This is a genomic window from Actinopolymorpha sp. B17G11 (assembly GCF_040196095.1).
GTDB lineage: Bacteria > Actinomycetota > Actinomycetes > Propionibacteriales > Actinopolymorphaceae > Thermasporomyces.
This window is the reverse complement of record NZ_JBEFTW010000012.1, coordinates 68,691-93,299: the sequence shown is the minus strand read 5'-3', so window position 1 is coordinate 93,299 and position 24,609 is coordinate 68,691. Positions and strand designations below refer to the sequence as shown.

The 24,609-nt window shown below is 68.1% G+C and carries 22 protein-coding genes; 15 read left to right on the top strand and 7 right to left on the bottom strand.

What is annotated here, in order from left to right; genetic code table 11:
- Window positions 1–81: 81 nt before the first annotated feature.
- Window positions 82–873 carry a phosphotransferase family protein gene (locus ABN028_RS14950; protein ID WP_349696994.1) on the top strand — a complete coding sequence of 264 codons (792 nt, stop codon included), beginning with the start codon at window positions 82–84 and terminating at the stop codon, window positions 871–873.
- 117 nt (window positions 874–990) lie between these two features.
- Here ABN028_RS14950 and ABN028_RS14945 read toward each other — a convergent pair whose 3' ends face one another.
- Complete coding sequence (locus ABN028_RS14945; RefSeq protein WP_349331039.1) at window positions 991–1,344, bottom strand: MmcQ/YjbR family DNA-binding protein; 354 nt, start codon at window positions 1,342–1,344, stop codon at window positions 991–993.
- Window positions 1,345–1,651: 307 nt separating this feature from the next.
- Between ABN028_RS14945 and ABN028_RS14940 the strand changes: the two genes are divergently transcribed.
- Window positions 1,652–3,214, top strand: a complete 1,563-nt coding sequence (locus ABN028_RS14940; protein WP_349696993.1) for a globin domain-containing protein — start codon at window positions 1,652–1,654, stop codon at window positions 3,212–3,214.
- A gap of 21 nt (window positions 3,215–3,235) precedes the next feature.
- Here the strand turns inward: ABN028_RS14940 and ABN028_RS14935 are convergent, their stop codons facing one another.
- Window positions 3,236–3,988 carry an SAM-dependent methyltransferase gene (locus tag ABN028_RS14935; protein ID WP_349331041.1) on the bottom strand — a complete coding sequence of 251 codons (753 nt, stop codon included), beginning with the start codon at window positions 3,986–3,988 and terminating at the stop codon, window positions 3,236–3,238.
- A 144-nt stretch (window positions 3,989–4,132) separates the two neighbouring features.
- On the opposite strand from ABN028_RS14935, the gene ABN028_RS14930 reads away from it, so the two are divergent.
- Complete coding sequence (locus tag ABN028_RS14930; protein ID WP_349331042.1) at window positions 4,133–4,855, top strand: HAD family hydrolase; 723 nt, start codon at window positions 4,133–4,135, stop codon at window positions 4,853–4,855.
- A 32-nt stretch (window positions 4,856–4,887) separates the two neighbouring features.
- On the opposite strand, the gene ABN028_RS14925 is transcribed toward ABN028_RS14930, so the two are convergent.
- Window positions 4,888–6,696 (bottom strand): DUF429 domain-containing protein, encoded by a 1,809-nt coding sequence (locus tag ABN028_RS14925; protein ID WP_349696992.1) that lies wholly within the window; start codon window positions 6,694–6,696, stop codon window positions 4,888–4,890.
- A gap of 186 nt (window positions 6,697–6,882) precedes the next feature.
- Here ABN028_RS14925 and ABN028_RS14920 point away from each other — a divergent pair, with 186 nt between their 5' ends.
- From ABN028_RS14920 to ABN028_RS14895, 6 genes are all read left to right on the top strand, one after another.
- The gene (locus tag ABN028_RS14920; RefSeq protein WP_349696991.1) at window positions 6,883–7,683 is read left to right on the top strand and encodes a class I SAM-dependent methyltransferase; all 801 of its coding nucleotides are present in this window, start codon (window positions 6,883–6,885) and stop codon (window positions 7,681–7,683) included.
- Window positions 7,684–7,858: 175 nt separating this feature from the next.
- Complete coding sequence (locus ABN028_RS14915; protein WP_349696990.1) at window positions 7,859–10,954, top strand: alpha/beta fold hydrolase; 3,096 nt, start codon at window positions 7,859–7,861, stop codon at window positions 10,952–10,954.
- Window positions 10,948–11,751 carry an ABC transporter permease gene (locus ABN028_RS14910; protein WP_349331046.1) on the top strand — a complete coding sequence of 268 codons (804 nt, stop codon included), beginning with the start codon at window positions 10,948–10,950 and terminating at the stop codon, window positions 11,749–11,751. Before ABN028_RS14915 ends, ABN028_RS14910 begins: the two co-directional genes overlap by 7 nt.
- Window positions 11,752–11,957: 206 nt before the next feature.
- The gene (locus ABN028_RS14905; protein ID WP_349696989.1) at window positions 11,958–12,440 is read left to right on the top strand and encodes a VOC family protein; all 483 of its coding nucleotides are present in this window, start codon (window positions 11,958–11,960) and stop codon (window positions 12,438–12,440) included.
- A gap of 69 nt (window positions 12,441–12,509) precedes the next feature.
- Window positions 12,510–12,851 carry a YciI family protein gene (locus ABN028_RS14900; protein WP_349696988.1) on the top strand — a complete coding sequence of 114 codons (342 nt, stop codon included), beginning with the start codon at window positions 12,510–12,512 and terminating at the stop codon, window positions 12,849–12,851.
- Entirely contained in the window at window positions 12,848–14,053 is a 1,206-nt protein-coding gene (locus tag ABN028_RS14895; RefSeq protein WP_349331049.1) for an RNA polymerase sigma factor, read from the top strand. Before ABN028_RS14900 ends, ABN028_RS14895 begins: the two co-directional genes overlap by 4 nt.
- Window positions 14,054–14,099: 46 nt before the next feature.
- Here the strand turns inward: ABN028_RS14895 and ABN028_RS14890 are convergent, their stop codons facing one another.
- Window positions 14,100–14,804, bottom strand: a complete 705-nt coding sequence (locus ABN028_RS14890; protein ID WP_349696987.1) for a M15 family metallopeptidase — start codon at window positions 14,802–14,804, stop codon at window positions 14,100–14,102.
- An 87-nt stretch (window positions 14,805–14,891) separates the two neighbouring features.
- On the opposite strand from ABN028_RS14890, the gene ABN028_RS14885 reads away from it, so the two are divergent.
- Together ABN028_RS14885 and ABN028_RS14880 are read left to right on the top strand one after the other, a co-directional pair.
- Window positions 14,892–15,587, top strand: coding sequence for a response regulator transcription factor (locus ABN028_RS14885; protein ID WP_349331051.1), 696 nt, complete (start codon window positions 14,892–14,894; stop codon window positions 15,585–15,587).
- Window positions 15,580–16,722 (top strand): sensor histidine kinase, encoded by a 1,143-nt coding sequence (locus tag ABN028_RS14880; protein WP_502879183.1) that lies wholly within the window; start codon window positions 15,580–15,582, stop codon window positions 16,720–16,722. The genes ABN028_RS14885 and ABN028_RS14880 overlap by 8 nt, the downstream gene beginning before the upstream one ends.
- Window positions 16,723–16,731: 9 nt before the next feature.
- Here the strand turns inward: ABN028_RS14880 and ABN028_RS14875 are convergent, their stop codons facing one another.
- Window positions 16,732–17,181: a pyridoxamine 5'-phosphate oxidase family protein gene (locus ABN028_RS14875; protein ID WP_349331053.1), complete on the bottom strand. Its 450-nt coding sequence runs from the start codon at window positions 17,179–17,181 to the stop codon at window positions 16,732–16,734.
- Window positions 17,182–17,301: 120 nt separating this feature from the next.
- Between ABN028_RS14875 and ABN028_RS14870 the strand changes: the two genes are divergently transcribed.
- Window positions 17,302–18,246, top strand: coding sequence for an AraC family transcriptional regulator (locus ABN028_RS14870; protein WP_349696985.1), 945 nt, complete (start codon window positions 17,302–17,304; stop codon window positions 18,244–18,246).
- A gap of 116 nt (window positions 18,247–18,362) precedes the next feature.
- Window positions 18,363–19,505, top strand: a complete 1,143-nt coding sequence (locus ABN028_RS14865) for an FAD-dependent oxidoreductase (RefSeq protein WP_349696984.1) — start codon at window positions 18,363–18,365, stop codon at window positions 19,503–19,505.
- A 122-nt stretch (window positions 19,506–19,627) separates the two neighbouring features.
- Here the strand turns inward: ABN028_RS14865 and ABN028_RS14860 are convergent, their stop codons facing one another.
- Entirely contained in the window at window positions 19,628–20,608 is a 981-nt protein-coding gene (locus ABN028_RS14860; protein WP_349331056.1) for a sugar-binding transcriptional regulator, read from the bottom strand.
- 91 nt (window positions 20,609–20,699) lie between these two features.
- On the bottom strand, window positions 20,700–22,157 hold the full coding sequence (locus ABN028_RS14855) for an FGGY family carbohydrate kinase (protein WP_349696983.1): 1,458 nt from the start codon (window positions 22,155–22,157) through the stop codon (window positions 20,700–20,702).
- Between the two features lie 188 nt (window positions 22,158–22,345).
- On the opposite strand from ABN028_RS14855, the gene ABN028_RS14850 reads away from it, so the two are divergent.
- Together ABN028_RS14850 and ABN028_RS14845 are read left to right on the top strand one after the other, a co-directional pair.
- A complete protein-coding gene (locus tag ABN028_RS14850; RefSeq protein ID WP_349331058.1) occupies window positions 22,346–23,236 on the top strand; it encodes a nucleoside hydrolase in 891 nt (296 codons plus the stop codon).
- A 71-nt stretch (window positions 23,237–23,307) separates the two neighbouring features.
- Complete coding sequence (locus ABN028_RS14845) at window positions 23,308–24,603, top strand: ABC transporter substrate-binding protein (protein ID WP_349331059.1); 1,296 nt, start codon at window positions 23,308–23,310, stop codon at window positions 24,601–24,603.
- The last annotated feature ends 6 nt before the right edge of the window (window positions 24,604–24,609 follow it).

The following is a 24,609-nucleotide window of genomic DNA, read 5'->3' as shown; positions in this document are numbered from 1 at the left end:
CTTGGGTGGGTAGAAGCCGCTCTGGGTCCAAATGCTCGGGTTCTTGCCACGTCAAGGCTCGTCGGTGGGCTGACCGCCGACATGGACCGGCTGACGATCGCTGCCGGTAGGGGCCCGTTCGACGTCGTACTGCGTCGGTGGTCGGACAAATGGGCAACGTGGGCAACCGGGTTGATCGATCGCGAGACGGCCGCATTGCTGGCGCTCGCCGAGCACGATCTGCCGGTGCCACGACTCTTGGCCGCTGACCGCACGGGCGAACAGGCGGGCGTGCCGTGCCTGTTGATGACGGCGCTGCCTGGCGAGCCACTGTTCGAGCCGTCGGATCTGCCCGGTGTCGTGCGTCAGATGGCGAACGTGCTCGTCCGCATCCACGACATCGTGCCGACCGGGCTGGAATCGACCGATCCTCACGGCTTCTGCAAAGAGGTCGATCGCGGTTGGATCGGCGATCCCGCGCTTGCCCACGCTGCGACCGAAGCCGCAGCGGCCGCCCCGCCCGGGGGGCAGCAGGTGCTTGTGCACGGCGACTACCTGCCCCTCAACGTCTTATGGGTCGATGAGCGGTTGTCGGGCGTGGTCGACTGGACCTACGCCGGCAGCGGTAAGCGCGAAGTCGACGTTGGCAGGTGTCGGCTCGGGCTAGCTGTGCTGTTCTCGCCCGAGGTTGCGGAGGCCTTTCTGCGGCGGTACGAAGCCGAGGCGGGCCTGCACATCGACCCGCGCGCAGACATCCGAGCCCTGCTGGCCTTCGGCCCCAGTTGGTTGCAGTTCATTCCCCGCCAGGTGGCCGGACGTGCACGGGCCGACGGGCGAGGAATAGTCGAACGGGTTGAGAGTGTGCTGCGAACGGCGGCTGCGCGGCTTGGCTGATCGACTTCATCCGCCTCGACGTGTCCGTTTGGGGATGCGCCATGCGTACACCGCGTTCGGGCGGCGCGCGTAGGTCAAGCCCTCGGGCGGTTGTGGTCAGGGATACTCCGCGTGTCGTCAGGCGTTTGCGGGACGTTCTTTCCTGGGCAGCTTGCTGACCACCGTGTCGTACGAAGCGTCGATCGCTTCGAGCAACTCGTCCTCGGGAATCGCCCCGCCGACGTTCAGCGTGTTCCATCCCGAACGTCCGATGTAGGCCATGACCGTCGCGTCGTCGGGGTAGCGCACCAGCCACTCGTCGGCGATCTCCCGGTTGGGGCCGCACTTGACTCCGACCGAGGACCCGGCGTCACCGCCTAGGAACGCGAAGATCTTGCTGCCGACCTTGGCGACGACATCGCCCTCCCACGGTTCGTCCCGCCAGGCTCCGGGCTTGGCGAGGCAGTAGGCCAGCAGATCATCGCGCGTCATCGGCTGCTCCTCGGTTTCGGCTCCTACCCTAGATGGCCAATTCCAAGGGGAGTCGCCTGACTCGCGGCTCCCCGCATCCCGGAATTGGCTGTCAAGGCGGAGGCATGGACAGCGTGTTGACAACGGTTGTTATCGTGCCGGCTACGGCATGGTCCGTACGCCGTACGCCGTCCGCCGCCGCCACCCGCGCCCACGCCCACGGTGGCATCGCCGGTCAAGGTCTCTCGGGGCCCGGGATCACCGCTGTCTGGCCGGCATGCCTTCGTTCGGCGGAACGCGTGGGGTCCTGCCGGAAATGGATGTAGCCATGCCGAAGCAGCCCGCTCCCTCTCACGCGGCCCTCGAGCACCGCTGGCTGCTGGATCATCCGCCGGGTTTCCGGCCTTTCCGAGGTACTGATCTGTTCGACCGGATCGGCGGCCAGCCGGCGATAGACAGACTGGTCGACCTGCTCTACGACGGTTTCGACGACGACGAGCAGCTGCGACCCCTGTTCCCGCGCGACCTCGCCGATGGTCGGTCGATGCAGAAGCTCTTCTTCGCCGAGTGGCTGGGTGGTCCCCGTCGCTACAGCGAGCAGTCGAACGCGGGTCTGAGGCACCGCCACGACAGCCTTCCGATCACGTCGGCGCTGGCCGGCAGGTGGCTCGGGCACTTCCGCCGGGCGCTGGAGGCGACGATCGCGGCGGAGAACGACCGCTCGGCGATCTTCGCGCAGGTCCGCTCGCTGGCGCTGGCTCTCGTCAACGAGCAGGTGGCCCCGGCCAGACGGAGGCAGAGGAGTGGAGAGAGCGGCGACCCGAGCGCGACGAGTGGCGTCGCCCGGGAGGTGGCCTGGTGCGGATCCGGCGCCCGGACGGTGAAGAAGGCGATGGATCTCGCTCGTCGCGGTGATGTCGCCGGGGTCGACGCGGCCGTGGTGGAGGCGCCGGATCTGCTGCGTCCCACGTACGCCGCGGCGATCATGCAGGCGGCCACTCTGGCCGGCCGTGCCGAGGTCGTCCGGACGCTGCTGGGTCGCGGCGTCGGGGCCGACCACCCCTACTACCTTCCGGTGGGCGTGACGGGTGTGGCGTACGAGCGGGTGCTGTTTGTGACGCCGCTGTGCGCGGCGCGGATGAAACGTCGTTCCGCGGTCGAGACGCTCCTCACTGCCGCCGGCGCGAGGGAGGACGTCTTCACCGCCGCGTTCCTCGGCGACATCCCCAGGCTCACGGGGATGCTCGCGGCCGATCCGGACCTTGCGCAGGCGGCGGATCCCGCGGGCGACGTTCTCGACATCACGCCGGTCGACCATGCGGTCGCGGGCGGGCGGATCGCCGCGCTACGACTCCTCCTCGGCCACGCCCCACGCCGGCTCCCGGACGGGGTGCGGGCGCTGCGCGGTGCCGCCACAAGGGGCAACGTGGCGATGGTCGAACTGCTGCTGGCGTACGGGGCGGACGCGACCCGGATCGACGTCGGACGCTGGGTCCTGCATCCCGAACTCGCTTCGCTCCTTGCCGGTCGGGGCGCGTCGATCGACTCCTCAGGTTCGTGGATCGGGGCCAGTTGTACCGGAAACCAGGGCCGCAAGGACGATCCGGAGTATGTCCGCGCGCTCCTGCGCCACGGTGCCCGCGCCGATGATCGCCGTACGAGCGACTCCGGAGGCACCTCCGGCGTCGGGGCCCTCAACGCGACAGCTCTGCACTACGCCACCAAGGCAGGGTTCCTGAACACCATCGAGGTCCTCCTCGAGCATGGAGCCGACCCACACGCCCGTGACAGCCACGGCCGCACGCCGCTGGACTGGCTGGAAAAGGCGGCACCATCGGTCCGGCGGGCGGCCGTCCGACGCCTGCTCACGTCCGGACGGCGACGGCGGTGACCAGGGTCGAGAAGATCCTTCTCATCTGCGGTGAGCCGCGACCCGCGTGAAGCCGAGTAGCCGGCCGGCATCCTCGCGAAGCATGGCCGCCTCCTCGCCTGGTTCTCCTCGGTCGCGGTCGCACGCAACGTTCCATCGCAGCCAGTCGTGCCAACCGTCGGCGACCCAGTCGGCCACGTCGACGCTGACCTGGCCGGTCTTCTGCCAGTGATACCTCCACCAGGCAGGACTGTGGAAACTGCAGAAGTCCCACTTCCAGTAGCGCTCGAGATGGCTCGGCGGCAATGTCTCGGGCTCTTCGGCCAGGCCGGGGACGACGATTCCGATCTGGCCACCGGGCTTGACGAACCGCGAGTAGTAGCCGATGTAGAGATCGTCGGTCCCGAAGTAGTGGTAAGCGTCAATGCTGACCAGGGCATCGAAGAAGCCCTCGGAAAAGGGCAACGCGTGGGCTTCGGCGTGGAGGGGATGGACCTGGTCGTGGAGACCTGCTTCTGCCACCCGGGACCAGTTTTCCGTGGGCTTGACCCACAGATCGGCCGCCCACACCTCGACGTCGAACTCCTTGGCGAGGAAGATCGACGTCAGGGCCGTGCCGCATCCCATGTCGAGAACCCGCATGCCGGCTTCGAGCGGCATCACCTGCGTCAGCGCTTCAGCCAGCCAGACGGGGTTCGGCCCCATGGCGTTGTCGACCATCCAGCGGATCGAATATCGAGCGGACCGTGGGTAGCGCTCGTTGGCCAGCAGCGTGGCGAGTTCGTCGTCGTCCATGGGACGAAACTCTGACCGCGCCGGATCAGCCAGGCAACCCGATATCAGTCGTTCCCGCCCTTTCCTCACATGTGACGGGTAGGGTGACCTGATCAGCATCTGGCACAGGACACTGGGGGACCGCTCGGCGATCATGTGGACGTCATGACCACTACCATTCCCAGCGCTCTGGTGCATGTGCTTGCGAAGACGCGCTGTGTCCTCCTCGACTTCGACGGCCCGATCTGCGCCGTCTTCGCCGATGGTCGAGATGCGGAGGTCGCGGACGAGATGCGCGCGATCCTCCGCCGCCATGAGATCGAGCCACCAGGCGAGGTCAACAGTGCGTACAACCCCCTGCGCATTCTGCGTTACGCGTACGAGCTCGGGCAGGCCGACGTGATGACCGAGATCGAAGACTTTCTCCGGGAGGCCGAACTCCGCGCCGTCGCCGACGCGCTACCGACGCCCGACGCGGCGGACACCATGTTGGCCTGCCACGAAGCAGGTCGTCCGCTCGGCATCGTCAGCAACAACTCCGCGCCGGCCATCGAGGCATTCCTCGATGCCCATGGGCTCAGCCACCTCGTCCTCGCGGTCGTGGGGAGAAAACCCATCCGGCCAGACCTGATGAAGCCACATCCCGACCCGGTGAACCGAGTGCTCGCGATCCTCGACACCCCTGCGTCGGACTGCGTACTCGTCGGCGACTCACTGACCGACATCGAGGTAGCACACGCCACAGGTGTACGGAGTATTGGCTACATCAGGTCGCCCTCGCGGCGGAGGGCCCTGCTCGCCGCGCTACCCAACGCGGTGACCCAGAGTATGGCGACGCTCGCTGCCGCCATCCGAGCGAGTCAGCCCGCAGCCCGTACCTCGTCCTGACCATACGGGGCCCAACGGGATGGACGCGCCGGCTAACGATCGACGTCTGGCTGCTCCTTGGGCGTACGCAACTTTTCCAGGCGGGTCCGCAACAACGTCGTGCGGTGCGCATTTCCGTGCAGCTCGAGGTACCGGGTGCCGAAGATTGCCAGCAGAGCGTCGTCGAGCCTGCGTACGGCACCCGGTGGATACCGGTATCCCATCCGCGCATTGAGGGCCGCGCTGTCCACGGAGCTCAGCAGTGCGGCGAGCTCGTCCAGCGACGTCACCCCCAGCTCGAGCAGCAGCCCGGAAACCCATGCGTAGTGGTCGGTTCGGGACCAGCCGGCGTCGGCGTACTGCCCGGCGAGGAACGTCGCGAGGTCCTGTGCGCTGATGCGTGGGTCGCCGACGTCCTGCTCCGGCGGCTGGCCAGTGGCCGTTGTCTGCAAGCGGTCCTGGATCAGGGAGAACTCACGGTCGGCGAGTTCCAGGAGCCCGGCGGCGAGAGTGAATCGCCGGTTGAGGTCCGGCACATGTTCTTCCGGAATCGTGCCCTTGTAGCGGATGGCGTGCTCGAACTCCGCCCACGCGTGCTGGAGAACCGTTCGTACCTGCACCTGAGCACGCCGCTCACGAGGCGCCTCGTACGACGGATCCGGTTCCCGGCCAGCCTCGAGTGCGACGAGCAGATGCCTGCTGGCGTAGCCGAAACGGCCCTCGCTCGCTGTTTCCTGACCCATGTCCCGGTCGTCGAGGACGAAGAACTGATCACGAAGCAGGTCCGCGACCGCTGTGACGTCACCGTGCACGTAGGTGATGACACGGATACCGATCTGGTCGGTGATCTCCTTAAGAGGATCGGCGTAGAGCGGTTCGCCGGCGACGTTCCGATCGGCCTTGGCCGCGAAGGACGAGACACTCTTCGCCCGTCCGGTCACGCTGAGATAGTTGATCCCGGCGTCATCGAGGAGGGTGGTGACATGGGCGACCAGCCGGTCGGTCTCGGCACGTAGCGTCGGCTGCAGTGCTGCGTACGCCTGAACTGCCCGCCGGACCGGATCCTTCTGCACCACAGTCGGTTCGGCCGCCTGCTCATGAACCCGTGCCGCGCGGGGTGCGGGCTGGTGTCCCTCCGGGAGGGTCGGCGTGACGATGTAGCCGGCGGCGAAGTCGCCATAGATGGTGATCATGCTTGGCAGTTGCTCGGCAAACATCGCGACGTACGCACACACGACCGCGTCGATCTGGTCCTCGGCTCGTCGCAGGTCACTCTTACGGGCGGCCGACTCGACCTGTGCGACCAGCGCCTTCCAGGCGTCGTGCTCGTCGACGACCAGAGGGACAGATGAGTCCCTGAGACCTTCGAGCAACACCATGAGTCGCAACAGTTCGGACCGGAGCTGTGCGAGGGGTCGGCCGGACTTGTGCTTGTACTTCAGCGTCCGCCCCAGGCGGAACAGCGCCACCGTGGCGGGATGCGGGTAGACCTCGATCGCTCGCTGACGCGACCGAGACGACGGGTCCATGTCGAGACCGAGGATGGCGGCCAACCGCGCCCCGCGAGGGACCTCCGCGAACTCGCGCCTGCCGGTGTTGGACGGGTGTGCGCCGGCGTCGAAGCGGGCGAAGTCGCGGTTGAGTGCCGTCTCGCACGGCCTGCTGCCCGTGGAGTTCTTCACCACAAGGGGGGCGTCGATCGCGACAAGGCAGTCGCGGTCGACGTATGGCTTCAGGACACCCACGATGGCCTCGTCGCGTTTCTGCGCGGACAGATGGACCAGCCGCCCGTCGGAATCCACGACGGCAAGGCCGCTTTGTCTCTCCTGACCCCACGCGAGGTCGACGCCGACGTAGTACATGTGCACACCCTGCCCTCTCGGCGCGTCCGATGCACACCGTCGGGTGTTTCCAGGAACTGTGGCGCATGTGCCACGCTCCATCGACTTTCGGGATCGCCAGGTGGGGGCAGGCTCGGCGGGCGATGTCGAGGAGTCTGGCGAGCGCGGGCGAGTAGGTCGCTCGCGCACACGACGCGGAGGACGATCATGGGATGTACGGAGGATGACCCGAGGCGTCACGGCTTGCGTGGCGGATTCGACCGGGCAGCCGAGGACTACCAGCGCACCAGGCCAGTCTGTCCGCCGCAGTTGTTCGATGACCTCATGGACCTGGCCAAGCTCGAAGCGGGCGACCGGGTGATCGAGGTCGGCTGTGGCACCGGCCAGGCGACGGTGCCGCTCGCCGAGCGCGGGCTGGCCGTCACCGCTGTCGAGCTGGGTGCCGAGCTGGCAGCCATCGCCCGCCGCCGATTGACCGGATTCCCTGCTGCCGAAGTGGTCACCTGTCCATTTGAGGACTGGCAGCCACAAGGTCCCCCGTTCGATGCGGTGGTCGCGGTCAACTCCCTGCACTGGATCGACCCGCACCTTCGTTACGCCAAGCCCTATGAGCTCTTGCGATCTGGAGGTGTCATGGCCGTGGCAGGGTGCCAGTGGGCACGGCCGGCAGACGCCGATCGCTTCTGGACGGACGTGCAGGAGGACTACCGGGCCGTGGGATTCGAGGGCTGTCCGCCGCCTCCGCCCGAACAACTGGGCCCGCGGCACCTCCCGCTCGAGGCCGGGAGTCTCTTCGAGGAGGTGGCGAGCCAGCGCTATCCCTTCCAGGTCCGCTTCAGCGCTGAGGACTACCTCGCCAACCTGGCTACGCAGTCTGGCACCCATGCACTCGGCGAGGATCGAAGCACGGAGTTCCTGGCCCGCGTGAGGCACCGACTGGAGACGCTCGGACGGCCCCAGCTGACCGCCACGTTCGTTGGCTATCTGACCGTCGGCCGGCGGGCGTGAAGGCGAGCATGAGCGCGCCCGAGGATCGCGACTCGACGCGCGATCTTGGGCCTGGAAGACCCAACTGGGCTTGGGAAATCCCGAAAGCTGGGCTGATCCACCCCTGTCAGTAATGGGCCGGTAGCCGAAATGAGCGAAACTACTCGCTTCTCCCGTATCTGGTTACCGTGGCCCGATGGTCGCACCTCGCCGGCGCATCCACATCACGGCGCTGGTGATCGTCATCTCCACCGCGGTCGCCGGCCTCGGCCTGAGTCTCTTCCTGCCGGCGGGCGATTCGCCTGCGTCGACCAGGTTCTCGAACACCGCCGTCTCGAACACCGCCGTCTCGAACACCGCCGTCTCGAACACCGTGGTCTCGAAAACCGTGATCACGAACGCTGTGGTGACGGTCTTGTCCGGCCCGCGGCGCGACCGGCCGGTGCGGTTGGACACGCGCCTGTACGTTCCCCGGGCTGCGAGCCCGGACGATCCCGCTCCTGCGATTCTTCTCGCGCACGGCCTCGGCGGTACCAAGACGAGCGTGGAGGACCAGGCCCTGGACCTCGCCGACGAGGGCTACGTGGTGCTCACCTGGACGGCGCGGGGCTTCGGCCGCTCTGGCGGCCATATCCACCTGAACAGTCCTGACCACGAGGTCGCCGATGCCCGTGCCCTGCTCGATCTACTGGCCGAGCGTCCCGAGGTGCGCCGCGATTCTCCGGGCGACCCGAGGGTCGGCGTCGTCGGATCGTCGTACGGCGGCGCGCTCGCCCTCCTGCTCGCCGGACATGACCAACGGGTCGACGCGATCGTGCCGCAGTCGACCTGGAACGACCTGGGACGCTCGCTGTTCCCGGAGTCGACGGGCAAGGGTCCCGAGGCCGGCGTGTTCAAGCGGGCGTGGGCGGGCTGGTTGTACGCATCCGGGCTCGGTGACCGTGGTTCGCTGCCCCAGCTCGCCCCCGACCTCGGCGAGGACCAGTCGACGGACTCGGGCGGCCTGGCCTCGACCATGCCGAACGGAGCGAGCGGACCGAACGGACCGCAAGGAGCGGACGGAGCGAACGGACCGGACGGAGCGAACGGGGCTGGCGCGTCCCGCGTGTTCCGCACGACTGGCGGGGCCACGCCCGCGGCGGACGGGAGCGCCGGCTGCGGGCGGTTCGCGCCCACGGTCTGCCGGATGTACCAGCGGGCCGCCCTCACCGGGCGGGCCGACCCGGCGACCGTCCGGTTGCTCGACACGTCGAGCCCCGCCGGCGTTCTCGACCGCATCACCGCACCGACCCTGCTCGTCCAGGGCACCCAGGACACGTTGTTCCCGCTCGCCGAGGCCGACGCCAACCTGGCCGGCATCCGTGCGAACGGCACCCCGATCTGCGCGATGTGGTACTCCGGCGGCCACGACGCGGGCGCTGGCTCCGACGTCGACCGGTGGCGGGTCCGGATGGCGACCCTCGTCTGGCTGGACCACTACCTCGGCGCGGCCGACCAGCACGACGCGGGACCGCCGCCCGTCCGTCCGTTCGCGTTCACCCGGATCACCGGCGTCGATGACGAGAGCGGTTCCGTGCGGGCGCTCGGCCTCCTCGCGCCGTCCGCCTACCCAGGGCTTGACGGCGACCTGCCAGCCCGTGAGGTCCGGCTGGGAGGCGGTCCGGGTCAGATCAGTAACCCTCCGGCCGGTACGCCGGCCGCGATGTCGTCAGTGCCTGGACTCGGCGCTGTCGCCGGCCGCCTGCTCACGCGTGTCACCCTCGACGTGCCTGGACAGGCGGTGTCGTACGACTCGGGCCCGCTGTCAGGTCCGGTCGATGTCACGGGCTCGCCGACGGTCCGCGTCCGCGCCGCGTCGCGGTCCGGGGACGCCGTGCTCTTCGTCAAGGTGTACGACGTGGCGCCCAACGGCCTCACCGAACTGCCAGGCGGCGCGGTGGCACCTATCCGGCTGCACAACCTTCCCGCCTCGCTCGACCAGGCCCAGCCTGTCGACGTCACCCTGCCCGGAGTCGTCCACCGCTTCCAACCCGGCCACCGGATCCGCGTCACCGTCGCGACGTCCGACCAGGCGTACGCCGGCCCCGCCGAGCCGCGGACCTATGTCGTCGGCCTGGCGGGGAACTCCATCCGGCTACCGCAGGTGCGGGCCACGACCTCCGGCATGACCGCGGGGCCGTGGCTGGACGCCGCCATGGCCCTCGCCGCCGCACTCGCTGTCACCGCAGCGGCTCTCTGGTTGCTCGCCCGGCGGCGAACCCGGCGCCGGGATCGCGGCGTCGACTCGGTCCATGCCGAGACGCCCCTGGTGGTGCGCGGAGTGTCCAAGAGGTACGGCCACGACCGCTACGCCCTGCGCGACGTGGACTTCACGGTCGGGCGAGGCGAGGTCGTCGGCCTGCTCGGACCGAACGGCGCCGGCAAGACCACCTGTCTGCGGATTCTCGCCGGACTCATCCGGCCCTCCGCGGGCCGGGTCCTGGTGTTCGGTCGCGACGTCGTGCCGGGCGCCTCCGTCCTGTCTCGTACGGGCCTGCTCGTCGAAGGCCCGGGCTTCCTCCCGCACCTGTCCGGACGCGCCAACCTCGAACTGTTCTGGGACGCCACCGGCCTTCCGCGCGAGCAGGCCAAGTTCGACGACGTACTGGAGATCGCCGGTCTCGGTGCCGCGGTCGATCGGAAGGTCAGGGAGTACAGCCACGGGATGAAGCAGCGCCTGGGGATCGCTCAGGCCATGCTCGGCATGCCGGACCTCCTCATTCTCGACGAGCCGACAGACGGGCTGGACCCGCCGCAGATCGCGGCACTGCGCCGGGTCCTGCAGGCCTACGCCGAGGGCGGCCGGTCGGTGCTGGTGTCGAGCCACCTGCTGGCCGAGGTCGAACAGACGTGTACGCATGTCGTCGTCCTCCACCTCGGCCACCTGCAGGCCGCCGGACCGGTGGCCGACATCGTGGGCGGGGCGGCTTCGGTCGTCGTGGACGTCACCGACGTCAGCCGAGCCGAGACGCTGCTCGCGGGGCTCGAGGTGGGTGCGGTGGCGCGGCACAACGGCGGCCTCGTCGTCGACCTGGACGGGGTGCCCCGCACCCGGCTGGTCCGGACTCTCGTGACCGGGGGCGTCGACGTGTCGCGGGTCGCGCCACGCGGGGGACTCGAAGACGTCTTCCTCGGCCTGGTGGCGCAGCGTCCGGAACAGCGGGCCGGACACGTTCCGGACGAGGAGTCCGGTGACCAGAGCGCGGGTGTCGCGACTCGGGGGCGGGACGGAACGAGCGGACCGCCATGCTGACCGTACGGACAGAGATCCGCCGGCAGTTGTCGCTCCGGCGGACCAAACTCGCCCTCGGCCTCGCGCTGGCGCTGCCCGTCGTCCTGGTCGCGGCGTTCGAACTCGGTGGCAACGACCAGGACGACACCCTCTCCTTCGCCGCGCTGGCGACGGCCAGCGGCGGCAACTTCACCGTCTTCACCCTCGGCGCAGCGGCCGGCATCCTCCTGACCGTGATCGTCGCTCTCGTGTGTGGCGACACGGTCGCCAACGAGGCGAGTTGCGGCAGCCTGCGGTACCTGCTCGCGGTTCCGGTACCCAGGGCCCGCCTGCTTGGCGTCAAGCTCGTCGTGAGCCTGCTGATGTCCTCCCTCGCCCTCGTGATCCTCGCCGTCACGTCGCTGTGCGTGGGCGGGGCCGCGTTCGGGTGGGGTTCCCTGCGTACTCCGTACGGCGGCAACCTCGTCGGGGCTGACGCGGTGTGGCGGCTCGCCGGCACGGTCGGCTACCTCGCCGTGACGCTGGTTCTCGTCGCCGCTCTGGCGTTCTGGCTGTCCACCGCCACGGACGCTCCGCTGGCCGCTGTGGGCGGCGCGGTCATGGTGATCATCGTCTCGAAGATCCTGAACCAGGTCGACGCCCTCGGCGTGATCCGAAGCCTGCTGCCGATGCACTACGCGAGCCAGTGGAGCGGGCTGTACGTGGATCCCGTGCGACTGGACGGGATGGCGAAGGGTGCGTTCTCCACCGTCGTCTACTCGGCCATCTTCTTCGCCTGCGCATGGTGGACGTTCCTGCGCAAGGACATCCTCTCCTGACCGGCCGGAGGGCTCGAGCCCCGGCCGTGCCCCGTATGTTCGATACCACCGGTAGATCCCGAAAATACTTGCCGGTCGACCTCCACTGATGTCGTATCCGATGGGCCGCCGATCGTCTTACCAGGAAAGGCCACGCGGAGGTGCAGGAGCGGACTCCACTGAGTCCGCCCCCTCGCAGGCCACAGCTCGACGTAAGGAGAACCCGGATGTCCTCGACAGCCAGCCCCAACCCGATCCCGGATTCCTACCGGAGAGTCACGCCAGCACTCGTCGTCCGCGGTGCCGCCCAGGCCCTGGACTTCTATGCCGAGGTGTTCGCAGCGACCGAACGGATGCGCTTTCCAGGTCCTGACGGCACGATCGTCCACGCCGAGATCGAGATCGGCGACTCGGTCGTCATCGTCGAGGACGAATCACCACAGATGGGGACCAAGGCGCCGCCGGTCACCGGGCTCGATGGATCCCCCACCTTCCTGTTCGTCTACGTTGAAGACGTCGACGCCACCATCGAGCGCGCGGTGAAACTCGGCGCGGAACTCAAGCGGCCTCCGCAGGACCAGTTCTACGGTGACCGGGACGGCTACCTCATCGATCCGTTCGGCCATGGCTGGACCATCGCCACGCATGTGGAAGACGTCTCGGCTGAGGAGATGATGCGCCGCATGGCCGCCTTCTCCGATCAGACCTGACCCACACCACGCCGTCGTGGTGGCGTCCACGCGCCACCTGTCCAGGACTCGTAATGGAGTGAAGACCAGATGAAGTATGTGCTGTTGTTCGTCGAAACCGAGCAGTACATGAACGAACTGCAGGCCATGGGGCAGACCGAGCGCGAGCGGGCCTATGCCCGCGTCCACGAATGGTTCGCCGACCACGCCGATGTCGTCCGAGGAGGCGCCAAGCTGCAGTCACCGGCCACCGCAACCACGGTCCGGCTTGGTGGCGGTGAGCCGATCGTCACCGACGGCCCCTTCGTCGAGGGCAAGGAAGTTGTCAGCGGCTACACCGAGATCGAGGTCGACGACCTGGACGCAGCGCTTCGGATGGTCAGGACCTGGCCGGGCTGCCCGACCGTGGAAGTTCGCCCGCTGGAATCATGAACCACCTGCCCGAGAAGGCCTCGCATGCCGAGCTGGCCCGCGTCGTACGCGAGCACGCGGGCCAGCTCGCCGCCGCCCTGGTCCAGGTCACCGGCGACTTCGCCACCGCGGAGGATCTGGTCCAGGACGCCGTCGTGGCCGCCCTGCAGCGCTGGCCGACCGACGGAATTCCGGCCCGACCGGATGCCTGGCTGTTCACCGTCGCCCGGCGGCGCGGCGTCGACCTGCTCCGCCGCGATGGCAACTACCGGACCAAGCTGGCGCAGGTGCAATGGCCGGTCCAGCCCGAACCCGACGACCGGCTTCGGCTGATCTTCACCTGCTGCCACCCGGCTCTCCCACAGGAGGCGCAGATCGCCCTCACGCTGCGGGTGGTGTGCGGACTGACCACGGCGCAGATCGCGCGTGCCTTCCTGATCCGGGAGACGACCGTTGCGCAGCGGATCACCCGGGCCAAGCGAAAGATCAGCCTGGCAAAGATTCCGTACCGGATGCCGGCTGAGGACGAACTCGCCGAACGGCTGAGCCAGGTGCTCGCGGTCATCTACCTGGTTCTGAACGAGGGCTACCTGTCGACCGCCGACCACGCGCACTCACGTGACCTCGTTGACGACGCCGACTGGCTGGCGTCCCTGCTGCACCAGCTCGTCCCCAACGAGCCCGAAGTAGCCGGCCTGCTCGCCCTGATCCGCCTCCACCGCGCCCGCGACGCTGCCCGCTTCGGAGTGGGCGGCGACCTGATACTCCTGCCGCACCAGGACCGGTCCCGGTGGGACCACAAGGCGATCGCCGACGCCACCCGGCTGTTGAGCATCGCCGCCAGACAACATCGTCCGGGCCCGTATCAGCTCCAGGCAGCGATCGTCGCCTGCCATGCCGAAGCACAACGTTGGGAAGACACCGACTGGGAGCAGATCGTCCTGCTCTACGACATGCTGCTTCATCTCGCACCCTCGCCGGTCGCCCGCCTCCACCGGGCGATCGCCCTGCGCTACACCGCAGGGCCCGCGGCCGCGATGAAGGAACTCGACACACTCGGTGAAACGCTGCAGCGCTACCACCTCTACCACGCCACTCGCGCCGAGCTACTGCGCGAACTCGGTCAGCTCGACCAGGCACACGCCGCGGACGTGCAAGCCCTCCAGCACACGACCAACCCCGCCGAACAAGCCATCCTCCAGCAACGGCTCACCTGGACCTAGCACCATGCGATAGAGATCCACTTCCCGCTCATACCGAGCGTGCTGGTCACTGCCGCATCCTTGGATCGTGCGTAGGGTCGGCATACCTGGGCGGGCAGCCGTCATCGATGGCTTCGGGGCGCAGTTCGTAGTGCCACGGTTCATTGCGGTAGATCTGGCACAGCCCGTACTCCGCGCCGTGCTCGGAGAGCCACGTCGTGGCATCGGAGGGCCCGATGTCGATCGCGTCCCCCGACACGTGAGGAGAGGTGTCCGCGGTGGCCACCCACCGGGCAGCTTCCTCTTCCGAGCCGTACTCGGAGATGGCCTCACGAAGCAGCTGATCCTGGTACGCAGGGGTTCGCCAGCCACTCTTGACGTGGAACTCGACCCCGTCGTCTGCGGCGGCGGCTGCGGCTTGGCGGAGGGCAGCGAGCAGATCGGGATCAAGGTTGGCCACGGCCGGAAACTCGTCCTCGAAGATCGTCACGCCACCAGGGACGGCGCCATCTGCCACATCGCGGTCGCCAAGCGCAGGACGGTGGTCGCCGCGAGGGTGCATAGGTCTCCGCTGACGATCCGCAGCCGCCGAAGGGGTGTCGGTGGCCGCCGCGTCGGTGGGTTGTGCTGCGCCCGAGGAGGAGGCCAGCGACTGGCAGATGAGAACGCCGAAAAGCGTCGCGCTGAGGGTGACAAGGGCGACAATAAGGGCGGCGAGGATGGTCGATCGGGTACGGCGGGCCGGTGTTCGTGCTGGTTCGCTGTAGGCCATGCCCGCAGTCAACGCAGCGTGGTGTTCTCACCACGTATGTGGATTTCGATATGCCGACGATATGCTCCGGCTCGTAGCATCGAGAGTGTGCGTGTGTTGATCGTCGAGGACGAGCCCTTTCTGGCAGAGGCCATCCGCGACGGCCTACGCCTGGAAGCGATCGCGGCCGATATCGCCGGTGACGGCGACACCGCTCTGGAACTGCTGAGCATCAATGCCTACGACATCGCCGTCCTCGACCGGGACATTCCTGGGCCAACCGGTGACGAAGTCGCCAAACGCATCGTCGCCTCCGGCAGCGGCATTCCGATCCTCATGCTCACCGCTGCCGACCGGCTCGACGACAAGGCCTCCGGGTTCGAGCTCGGTGCCGACGACTACCTCACGAAGCCCTTCGAACTTCAAGAGCTCGTCATGCGGCTCAGGGCGCTCGACCGCAGGCGCGCCCACAACAGGCCACCCGTGCGAGAGATCGCCGGTCTGCGGCTGGATCCGTTCCGCCGCGAGGTCTACCGCGACGGCCGGTACGTCGCGCTGACCAGGAAGCAGTTCGCCGTGCTCGAAGTCCTCGTCGCCGCCGAAGGGGGAGTGGTCAGTGCCGAAGAGGTCCTGGAGCGTGCATGGGATGAGAACGCCGACCCGTTCACCAACGCCGTGCGCATTACGGTTTCGGCCTTGCGCAAACGGCTCGGCGAACCCTGGCTGATCGCCACGGTGCCCGGCGTCGGCTACCGCATCGACACTGCACCCGGCCCCGGACGTGCGGGATCCGACCGTGAATAGGGCGCCTGGATTGAGCGTTCGCCTCAAACTCACCCTCAGCTATGCCGGATTCCTCATGGTTGCGGGTGCCCTGATGCTCGCCGCCGTGTGGGCGGTCCAGGCGCGGTATCTGGACGACGGTGTGACCATAGGCGGGCTCCCGTGGCTCGGAGGACCGAGCCGCTCCGACCCCCTGCGTGGTTTCGGCCTGGCTGCGGCCATGGTCATGGCGTTCCTTCTGGTGTTCGGTCTGCTGGGTGGGTGGATTCTCGCCGGCCGCATGCTCGCGCCCCTGGACCGCATCACCGACGCCGTCCGCTTGGCCGCGAACGGTTCGCTCTCCCACCGAATCCGGCTACCGGGCCGCAAAGATGAGTTCCGCGAACTCGCCGACACCTTCGACGCCATGCTCGCTCGGATCGAGACAAACGTCGCCGAACAACAGAGATTCGCGGCCAACGCCTCCCACGAACTGCGCACCCCGCTGGCGATCACGCAGACCCTTCTCGACGTGGCCCGCAACGATCCGAACCGCGACGCCGGCGAACTCGTCGAGCGTCTCCACTTCGTCAACGCCCGAGCGATCGACCTCACCGAAGCACTGCTTCTGCTGAGCCGTGCGGACCAGCGATCCTTCACCCGCGAGTACGTCGACCTGTCCCTACTCGTAGAAGAGGCCACCGAAACGCTCCTCCCCCTCGCAGAAAAACGCGGCCTCGCCATCGAGACCTCCGGCGACCTCACCCCCACCATCGGCTCACGCGCGCTCCTGCTACAGCTGACGACGAACCTCGTGCACAACGCGATCGTCCACAACCTGCCTGACCAGGGCAGAGTGTGGGTCACCACCAGCGTTCACCCCGGGACTGTGGTGCTCAGAGTCGAGAACACCGGCGAGAAGCTCCTCCCACAATTGGTTTCCACGCTTGTCGAGCCGTTTCAGCGCGGGACCGAACGCATACGCACCGACCACGCAGGTGTCGGCCTCGGCCTGGCCATCGTCAAGAGCATTGCCCAAGCCCACGACGGGACCCTCGCGCTCACACCCCGGCCCGCTGGCGGGCTCCGCGTCACGGTGCAACTACCCGCCGCACCACCGCACACTGAGGGTTTGCGAGGGGACGCGTCGCCCCTCCCAACCATTGTTCAAAACTGAGAGACACGCCTAGAGAGAGGCCGCGGCGACGGCCGCTTCGAGCTCCTCGAATGCCTCGGACAGGTCGCTGCTCAGCCAGTGTTCGGGCTGGAGGTGGACGACGACGGAGGTGGGGCCGAGGGTCCGTTGCACGTACACGGCGAGCTCGGCCTCCTGCAGGTACCGAGCCGCGATCGTGGTGACGTCATCGCCGGTCGGCTGCTCGTTCCAGTGCGCGGGGCCTTCGACGGTCACATAGCGGTAGGGGCGGTCCTCGGCCTGGACGCTGAGGCTGAACCGTCCGGCGGCCCGGAGCAGGCGGTCCTTCAGCGTTCCTCGCTCCATCCAGACACGCACGTCGCCGCCCGGGCTGTAGTCGTACCAGACCGGCACCGCGAGTGGGGCCCGACCGTCGCGGGCGACCGCAAGTGTTCCGACGCGGGGCTCGGCGAGGAACCTCTCACGTGCTTCGGCTGTCATGGGCATCGGCTGATCTCGCTTTCGCTCGTGGGTGGTTCGAGATCCAGCCAACCGAGAAGGTTCGAGACAGACGATGGCTGTACGTCTGCATTCGATGTCTGTGCGTCTACGCTGGACGGCGTGGATGCCTTGACGGACCTACTCGACCGCACACGTGCCCGCGGTGCTGTGGTGGGACAGAGCTATCTCACTCCGCCCTGGTCGTGGCGCTTCGCGGACGCCGCACCACTCACGGTGGTGGCCATGGTGCGCGGAACGTCCTGGATCGACGTCGGCGACGGTCCGGCCAGGATTGCCGCCGGGGACATCGCGGTGGTCCGTGGGCCGGAGTCGTTCGTCGTCGCCGATCCGCCGGAGACGCCGGTGCAGGTCGTGATCAGCCCGGACGACACGTGCCGGGACCCTGAAGGTCGTGACATCGGTGCGGCGCTGGCGCTGGACACCCGCACCTGCGGGGACGGGCCGGACAGCCCGGCTCTCCTGCTGTTCGGGGAGTACCGCGTGCGCGGTGAGGTCGACCGGCGGTTGCTGGCGGCGCTGCCGCGACTGATCACCGTCGCCGGGCACGAGATCACCGACTCACCCCTTGCCCTCGTGGCCGCAGAGATCGCCCGCGACGAGCCCGGTCAACAGGCCGTCCTCGACCGGCTGCTGGACCTCCTTCTCATCCGCGGGCTGCGCGCGTGGTTCGCCCGACCGGATGCGCAACCTCCGTCGTGGTACGCCGCCCGTACCGACCCGCTGGTGGGCGAGGCGCTCCGGCTTCTGCACGACGACCTCGCGCATGCGTGGACGGTAGGCGAGCTCGCGACCAAGGTCGGCTTGTCGCGCGCGGCATTCGCTCGGCGCTTCGACCAGCTCGTCGGCGAGCCGCCGATCGCCTACCTCACCGGATGGCGGCTCTGCACTGCCGCCGACCTGCTTGCCGACACCGACCACACCGTCGACACGATCGCGCGGCAGGTGGGGTACGCGAACGCGTACGCCCTCAGTGTGGCGTTCACCCGCCACTACCAGGTCCGGCCGAGCGACTACCGCCGGTCGAGGCGGGCCCGCTCCGACTGATCGCGGCGCCACGGGCGTTCGTCGTCGCCGTGGCGGCGACCGTCGACTTTTGTCGCGCACCGCTGAGTCACCACGCGACCATTGTCATTCGATAGCAAGTGAGCGATAATCGATGGATGCAGGCTGCTCTTCGATTGGTCGAGGCTGCCGACGTGCTGGTCGTCGGAGCCGGGTTGGCGGGGCTTCACACTGCGACGCTGCTCGCCCAGCGAGGCCACGACGTGCTGCTCGTCGAACGGCGTCCCAGCCTCACGGGCGCGATTCGTACCACTGGGATCTTCGTTCGCAGAACGCTCGACGATTTCCGGTTGCCTCCCGAGTGCCTCGGTCCTCCGATTCGGCGAGTGGTGCTCTACCCACCTGGGCTGCGGCGCCCGGTGACCCTCGTCAGTGCGCGCGATGAGTACCGGGTGGGTGACATGGCGCCCCTCTACGCAGCGGCGGCCGATGCCGCGACCGACGCCGGCGTCCGGATAGCGCTGGGCACTCGCTATGCCGGTCGGCGAGACCGCACCTACCTCCTGACCGGCCGGGACGGACCGACCAGGGTGCGGGCACGGTTCGTGGTCGGCGCCGACGGAGCCCGCTCACGGGTCGCCCGCGACCTCGACCTGGACCGCAACCACCACCTGCTGATCGGTGCCGAAGAAGTCTTCGAGATCCCGCGCAGCGAGGAACCGCCGACCTTCCACTGCGTGCTCGACCCGTCGCTCGCTCCCGGCTACCTGGCGTGGGTCGTCAATGACGGGCGGCATGCCCACGTCGGCACGGCCGGCTACGCCGACCGCTTCCCCGACGGTCTCCGCCGGGCCCTGGAGCGGTTCGGCACCTCGGCACCGGGGCTGCCGAGCACGTCCCGCCCTGACGAGGTGGAGCGACGTGGGGGTCCCATCCCGGTCGGTGGCCTGCTGCGCCGGATCAGCTGTGCCGACGGACTTCTGGTGGGGGATGCGGCGGGTGCGGTCTCGCCGCTCACCGCTGGCGGCCTCGACCCGTGCCTGCGACTGTCGGACTTCGCTGCCGCGATCCTGCACGACTCCCTGCGATCCGGGCGGACGGACGCGCTGACTCACTTCGACGGAGCCGCACTGCGTGCCCGCTTCCGCGGAAGGCTCATGCTGCGCAGGGGATTGGCCCAGGTCCGCACGCCTGCCCTTGCAGCGGCGGCGTTCACCCTGCTGCGTACGCCGATGGGGCAGGCCGCGGCCCGCCGCATCCTGTTCGGCGACAGGTCGTTTCCGGCACCCGGACGTGGATGAAGACAGCCACATGGCCTACTGCAGCCAGGTCAGAGGCCGTGCCGCCGGTGGGCTCGGTCTGAGCGCCGGTCTCAGGTGGGCGCTGCGCTGCGGTCGTTGACGGCTCGACGGCCGCGGTTGTTTCACTCCTTCAGCAGGGCGCGGGCGGTGGCAACGTCGGTGACGATGACATTCACCCACCCGCCAATGATCGCCGCACGAATCGCCTCGTGCTTGCGTTCGCCTCCGGCCAGCCCGACCCGCCGGGGGATCGCCCGGAAAGTGTCGGGGTCGATGCCGACGACGCGGCTGTTCAGATCGCTGCGGATCAGATCTCCGGTCGCGGTGAAGAAGCGGTGGCAGACATCGCCGACGGCGTGCGCGGCCAGGAGCTGCTCCTGGTCATCCGGCGCGATCGCGTTGCCACTCTGCCGCAGCAGGGGAGATGGTTGGACGCTGCCGATACCCACCAGTGCCATGGTCAGGTTGGCCCACTCCTCGGCCATCGATTCCATCGCCGGGTCGTTGAGCAGGCTCTTGCGGATGGCCGAGGTCTGCACCAGCCCAGGGGCCTGCACGTACGTCGGTGCAGCACCGATCAGCTCGGCGAGCTGACCCAGCAGCCGGTTGGCCTGGGCCTGGACGGCGGACACGCCGACACCGCCGACCAGCTGGATGACACGCTCCGCCCCTGCGACGCGGAGCGGGCGCAGCCGATCCACCGCCGCCAGCAGGGTCTGACTCCACGACGAAATACCGATCCGCTCCCCGCCGGTCAGGGTGGCCTCGAGATAGGTGGCTCCCGCAGACCCGATGCCGGTGAGGATCTCCTGCTCCCCACCGTCCACGTCGACAACGACCGCCTCGCGCAGCCCGTACCGATGCTCGAGGGCCTCTTCCAGAACGGTGTGCACGCCCTGCGAGACCACGACAACGGTCCGCACGATGCCCATCTCGGTGGCTCGTTTCAGCAGCCGGGACACTTTTGCCTGGGAGACGTGCAGGGCGTCGGCGATGTCGGCCTGCCGGATCCCCTGCTCGTGGTACATGTGTGCGATCTTGGTGATCAACCGCACCTGCGCATCGGGGGCCAGTCGACTGCCGCTGGACGCGTGCACAGCCATCACGATCCGCCCCACTTCACGGTTGCTGGAGAGTCATCATCGGCCATTGTCCATCCTGTCGTTCACCGGTATGGGTCGCGGCGCCGCCGGGTCAGCGCTTGCGGGCTCTGACTGCTGCCACCTCGTCCGCCCAGTGCTCGCGGCGTCTCCTACGAGTCTCGTCGTCGAGCGTCGATGTGAAGATCCGGGCTGGTATGCGCTGCTCGGCCCAGCTGGTAGTGCTCCCCAGACTCTGCCAGGCCAGCTGCGCCGCACCCAGCGCGGAGAGCTCGGCGACGTCGGCCACCTCCACCGGGTGGGCAAGGAGGTCGGCCTGGGTCTGCATCAGCAGGCCGGCGACAACGGCGCCGCCGTCAGCTCGCAGGACGCTCAGCGGGGGGTCGGTGCCTTCGATGGCATCCGCGATGTCGCAGACCTGGTGCGCGACGGCGTCGACGGCCGCTCGCGCCAGGTGCGCTCGGGTGGTGCTACTGCTCATCCCGGTGAAGGCGGCGCGCGCGTTGCGGTCCCAGTGCGGCGCGCAGAGGCCAGAGAAGGCGGGCACCAAGGTCACGTCACCGGCGTCGGGAACCGTCCCGGCCAGGTCGACCAGCTCGGCGACGATGCCGAGCCCGAGCATCGAGCCCGTCCAGGCGAGAGCCGCGCCAGAGGAGACGATGTTGCCTTCGCGGGCGTAGACCGGGCGGTCGGTGAGCCAGGCAAGCGTCGTCGGTACGGGGGATTGGCCTGGGTCGAACTGATGGATGGGAGTCATCAGCGATGATCCGGTGCCGTAGGTGGCCTTGGCCATGCCCACCTCCGTACACCCCTGTCCGTACAACGCCGCATGGGAGTCGGCGAGTACGGCGGCGATGGGGGTCCCGTCCGGCACGCCGGGGACACCGACCGTGGTGCCGAAGTCGCCGTTCGAGGCGACGACCTTCGGAAGGCGCCCGCGCGGCACGTCGAAGGCGTCCAACAACGGGTCGGACCATTCGAGGTCGATGACGTCGTAGAGCAGCGTGCGGCCGGCGTTGCCAGCCTCGGTCACGTGTCGGCGGTGGCCGGTCAGGCACCAGATCAGCCAGGAGTCGACGGTTCCGACACAGATGTCGGCCGCGGGGGTAGCGGCCGCCGTTGAGAGTAGCCAGTTGATCTTCGGGGCCGAGAACATCGCGTCGACTCTGAGCCCGGTGCGGTCGCGGGCAAGGTCGCCGATGCCGGCCGGAAGTCTTTCGCACCACGCGGACGTCCGGATGTCCTGCCAGCCGATCAACGGCCCGAAGGGCCGGCCGGTGCTGCGCCGCCAACCCACCACGGACTCGCGCTGGTTGGTCAGAGCGACCGCGACGACATCGGTGGTCCCCGCGGCCGCTCGGCAGCGTTCGACAGCGGTCACCACGCTGGACCAGAGCTCTTCCGCATCCTGCTCGGCCCAGCCCGGACGAGGGAGGGAGAGGTTGACCGGTGTCGAGCCGGTGGCGAGCACCGTTCCGGACTCGTCTACCAGGATCGCCTTGGAGTTGGTCGTGCCCTGATCGATGGCCAGCACGGCTTGTTTCGGAGCCATCCACCTTCCCTTCGTTCGTACGCGCAGGCTTCCCCCGACGGCATATCTGCGGCCGCATCACTCGATCGCCTCGACTGGGCGCCGTGCCTCCCCCGGATTCTGCAGTGGCCTATTGACATCACGCCAGCCGTAATTGATAGATTATGCGGCCTTGAATCATTATTCAATCCTTCAAGGGTGGTTATCTGATGAGGCCGACGCGGCGCCGCGTGATCATCAACACCGATGCCAAGAACGAGGCGGACGACCAGTTCGCGATCGTTCACGGGATGTTGTCGCCGACGCTCGACGTGCGCGGGCTGATCCCGGCCCACTTCGGCACCCGGCGCTCGGACCGGAGCATGGAGGAGTCGCGCGAGGAGATCGACCTCCTGCTGGACCTGCTCGACCTCACCGGCAAGGTCACTGTCGCCAATGGCGCGCCGACCGGCATCCCGGACGAGCAGACCCCGCTGGACTCGCCGGGCGCCCGGCTGATCATCGAGGAGTCAAAGCTGGCCTCCGAGGGCGATCCGCTCTTCGTGGCGTTCCTCGGACCGCTGACCGACATGGCCTCGGCGATTCTGCTCGACCCGGAGATCGTGGACCGAGAGGTGATCGTGATCTGGATCGGCGGCCGCGGGTACGACGGGATGGCGCCGGGATGGCGTGGGATCGAGTTCAACCTGTCCAACGACATCCACGCCGCCAACGTGGTGTTCGGCTCCGGCATCACCATCTGGCAGGTGCCTAGCGATGTCTACAGCAAGGTGTCTGTGAGCTATGCCGAACTCGACGAGAAGATCGGCGACGCAGGTCCGCTCGGGCACTACCTGATCAAGCAGCTCCACGAGTGGAACGCTACCTATCACCCCGAGCCGATCGAGTCTCGCTCGCTCGGCGACTCGCCGGCCATCGCCCTGATGCTCTACCCGACCAGCGGCGCCATGCGGGTCCGGCCGGCGCCGCGGTTCGGGGTCGACGGCTGGTACCTGCCTGGTTCCAACAACCCCATCAGTGTGTGCGAGTACATGGACGTGCGCTTCCTGTTGGAGGACATGTTCGCCAAGATCCGCGCCTTCGGCCGCAAAACCCGGTGACCCGACTCACATATCGGTGACTCCCGACCCATACGAGGACGCCATCGCCCTTGCGCATAGAGGAGAATGACATGACCGCCAGGTCGCTTACTCGACGGGGATTCCTCGGACTGTCGTCCGCCACCGTGGCTGGACTGAGCCTCGGTGCCTGCACCGGCGCCTCCACCACCAGCAGTGGTTCGTCGGCGCCGGCCTCGAACAAGCTCCGCGTCTTCACCTATGAAGGCGACGAGACCATCGGTCTCTTCAAGGCCCAACTGAAGAAGTTCGACGAGCAGAACGGCACCACCACGACGGTCGGAAGTCTGCCCGGCTCGGGCGCGGCCGTGTATCCGGACAAGCTCCGGACCGAGCTGCTCGGCGGCAGCGGCCCGGACGTCTGGCGGATCTGGGGCGGACAGATCGGTGCGCCGTTCGCCACCGCCAAGCAGGCGCTGGATCTGGCGCCGTACTACCAGAAGTACGGCTGGGACTCGTTGATCAACACCGCCGCGATCGACGGCATGACGTTCGATGGTGTCAAGGCAGGGTTGCCGTTCATGTCGCTCGGCCTCGGCGCCTGGTACAACAAGGCGCTACTGGAGAAGGCCGGCGTCACCGCCACCCCGACCAGCTACGCCGAGCTGGAAGAGATGAACGACAAGCTCGTCGCCGCCGGCACCACGCCGTGTGGCCTGGCCGGCAAGTACGGCTGGAACATCATGCGCCTGTTCGAGTACCTCCTCGAGCACACGGCAGGTCCCGAGCTGCACGACAAGCTGCTGGTCGGCGACGAAAGCTGGGACCGTCCAGAGGTCGTCGAGGCGTTCACGCTGTTCAAGAAGTGGCAGGACAAGAAGTGGGTGCCGGAGGGTGCACTCGGGATGGACCCGGCCGACGTCGAACCTGGTTACGTGCAAGGGAAGAACGGTTACACGATCATCGGCCCATGGACGGAGTCCGTCGCCATCCTGTCGGCCGAGAAAGATCCCGCCGACTTCGGCAACTTCGAACTGCCCACCGACCACAAGCCGGCGCGCCATTCCGGCTTCGTCGAGGGCTACATGATCAACGCGAAGTCCCCCAACGCAGACAAGGCGGCTGCCTTGCTCGACTTCCTCGCCAAGCCGAAGACGCAAAAGGCACTGCGGAACACGGCGTCGACGGTGAAGGGTGCCGAGCCGGACCCGAAGGAGCTGCCGCTGGCCTCGGAGTGGTCGCAAAAGTACGGCAGCAATCCCTTCTACACGATCCAGGACCAGGCCTTCCCCAAGAAGCAGGCTGACGAGTACTTCACCGTGCAGAGCGACATCCTGCAGGGTTCGGTGACACCAGCGGAGGCCGCCGCGAGGATGCAGGAAATCGTGTCCGCCTGGGCCAAGGGCTGATCTGGG

What these genes read in the sequence shown, in the direction of transcription:
- ABN028_RS14950 (WP_349696994.1), top strand. Translation starts at nt 82, where the DNA reads ATGGACCGGCTGACGATCGCTGCCGGTAGGGGCCCGTTCGACGTCGTA.
- ABN028_RS14945 (WP_349331039.1), bottom strand. Translation starts at nt 1,344, where the DNA reads ATGACGCGCGATGATCTGCTGGCCTACTGCCTCGCCAAGCCCGGAGCC.
- ABN028_RS14940 (WP_349696993.1), top strand. Translation starts at nt 1,652, where the DNA reads ATGCCGAAGCAGCCCGCTCCCTCTCACGCGGCCCTCGAGCACCGCTGG.
- ABN028_RS14935 (WP_349331041.1), bottom strand. Translation starts at nt 3,988, where the DNA reads ATGGACGACGACGAACTCGCCACGCTGCTGGCCAACGAGCGCTACCCA.
- ABN028_RS14930 (WP_349331042.1), top strand. Translation starts at nt 4,133, where the DNA reads ATGACCACTACCATTCCCAGCGCTCTGGTGCATGTGCTTGCGAAGACG.
- ABN028_RS14925 (WP_349696992.1), bottom strand. Translation starts at nt 6,696, where the DNA reads ATGTACTACGTCGGCGTCGACCTCGCGTGGGGTCAGGAGAGACAAAGC.
- ABN028_RS14920 (WP_349696991.1), top strand. Translation starts at nt 6,883, where the DNA reads ATGGGATGTACGGAGGATGACCCGAGGCGTCACGGCTTGCGTGGCGGA.
- ABN028_RS14915 (WP_349696990.1), top strand. Translation starts at nt 7,859, where the DNA reads ATGGTCGCACCTCGCCGGCGCATCCACATCACGGCGCTGGTGATCGTC.
- ABN028_RS14910 (WP_349331046.1), top strand. Translation starts at nt 10,948, where the DNA reads ATGCTGACCGTACGGACAGAGATCCGCCGGCAGTTGTCGCTCCGGCGG.
- ABN028_RS14905 (WP_349696989.1), top strand. Translation starts at nt 11,958, where the DNA reads ATGTCCTCGACAGCCAGCCCCAACCCGATCCCGGATTCCTACCGGAGA.
- ABN028_RS14900 (WP_349696988.1), top strand. Translation starts at nt 12,510, where the DNA reads ATGAAGTATGTGCTGTTGTTCGTCGAAACCGAGCAGTACATGAACGAA.
- ABN028_RS14895 (WP_349331049.1), top strand. Translation starts at nt 12,848, where the DNA reads ATGAACCACCTGCCCGAGAAGGCCTCGCATGCCGAGCTGGCCCGCGTC.
- ABN028_RS14890 (WP_349696987.1), bottom strand. Translation starts at nt 14,804, where the DNA reads ATGGCCTACAGCGAACCAGCACGAACACCGGCCCGCCGTACCCGATCG.
- ABN028_RS14875 (WP_349331053.1), bottom strand. Translation starts at nt 17,181, where the DNA reads ATGACAGCCGAAGCACGTGAGAGGTTCCTCGCCGAGCCCCGCGTCGGA.
- ABN028_RS14865 (WP_349696984.1), top strand. Translation starts at nt 18,363, where the DNA reads ATGCAGGCTGCTCTTCGATTGGTCGAGGCTGCCGACGTGCTGGTCGTC.
- ABN028_RS14860 (WP_349331056.1), bottom strand. Translation starts at nt 20,608, where the DNA reads ATGGCTGTGCACGCGTCCAGCGGCAGTCGACTGGCCCCCGATGCGCAG.
- ABN028_RS14855 (WP_349696983.1), bottom strand. Translation starts at nt 22,157, where the DNA reads ATGGCTCCGAAACAAGCCGTGCTGGCCATCGATCAGGGCACGACCAAC.
- ABN028_RS14850 (WP_349331058.1), top strand. Translation starts at nt 22,346, where the DNA reads ATGAGGCCGACGCGGCGCCGCGTGATCATCAACACCGATGCCAAGAAC.
- ABN028_RS14845 (WP_349331059.1), top strand. Translation starts at nt 23,308, where the DNA reads ATGACCGCCAGGTCGCTTACTCGACGGGGATTCCTCGGACTGTCGTCC.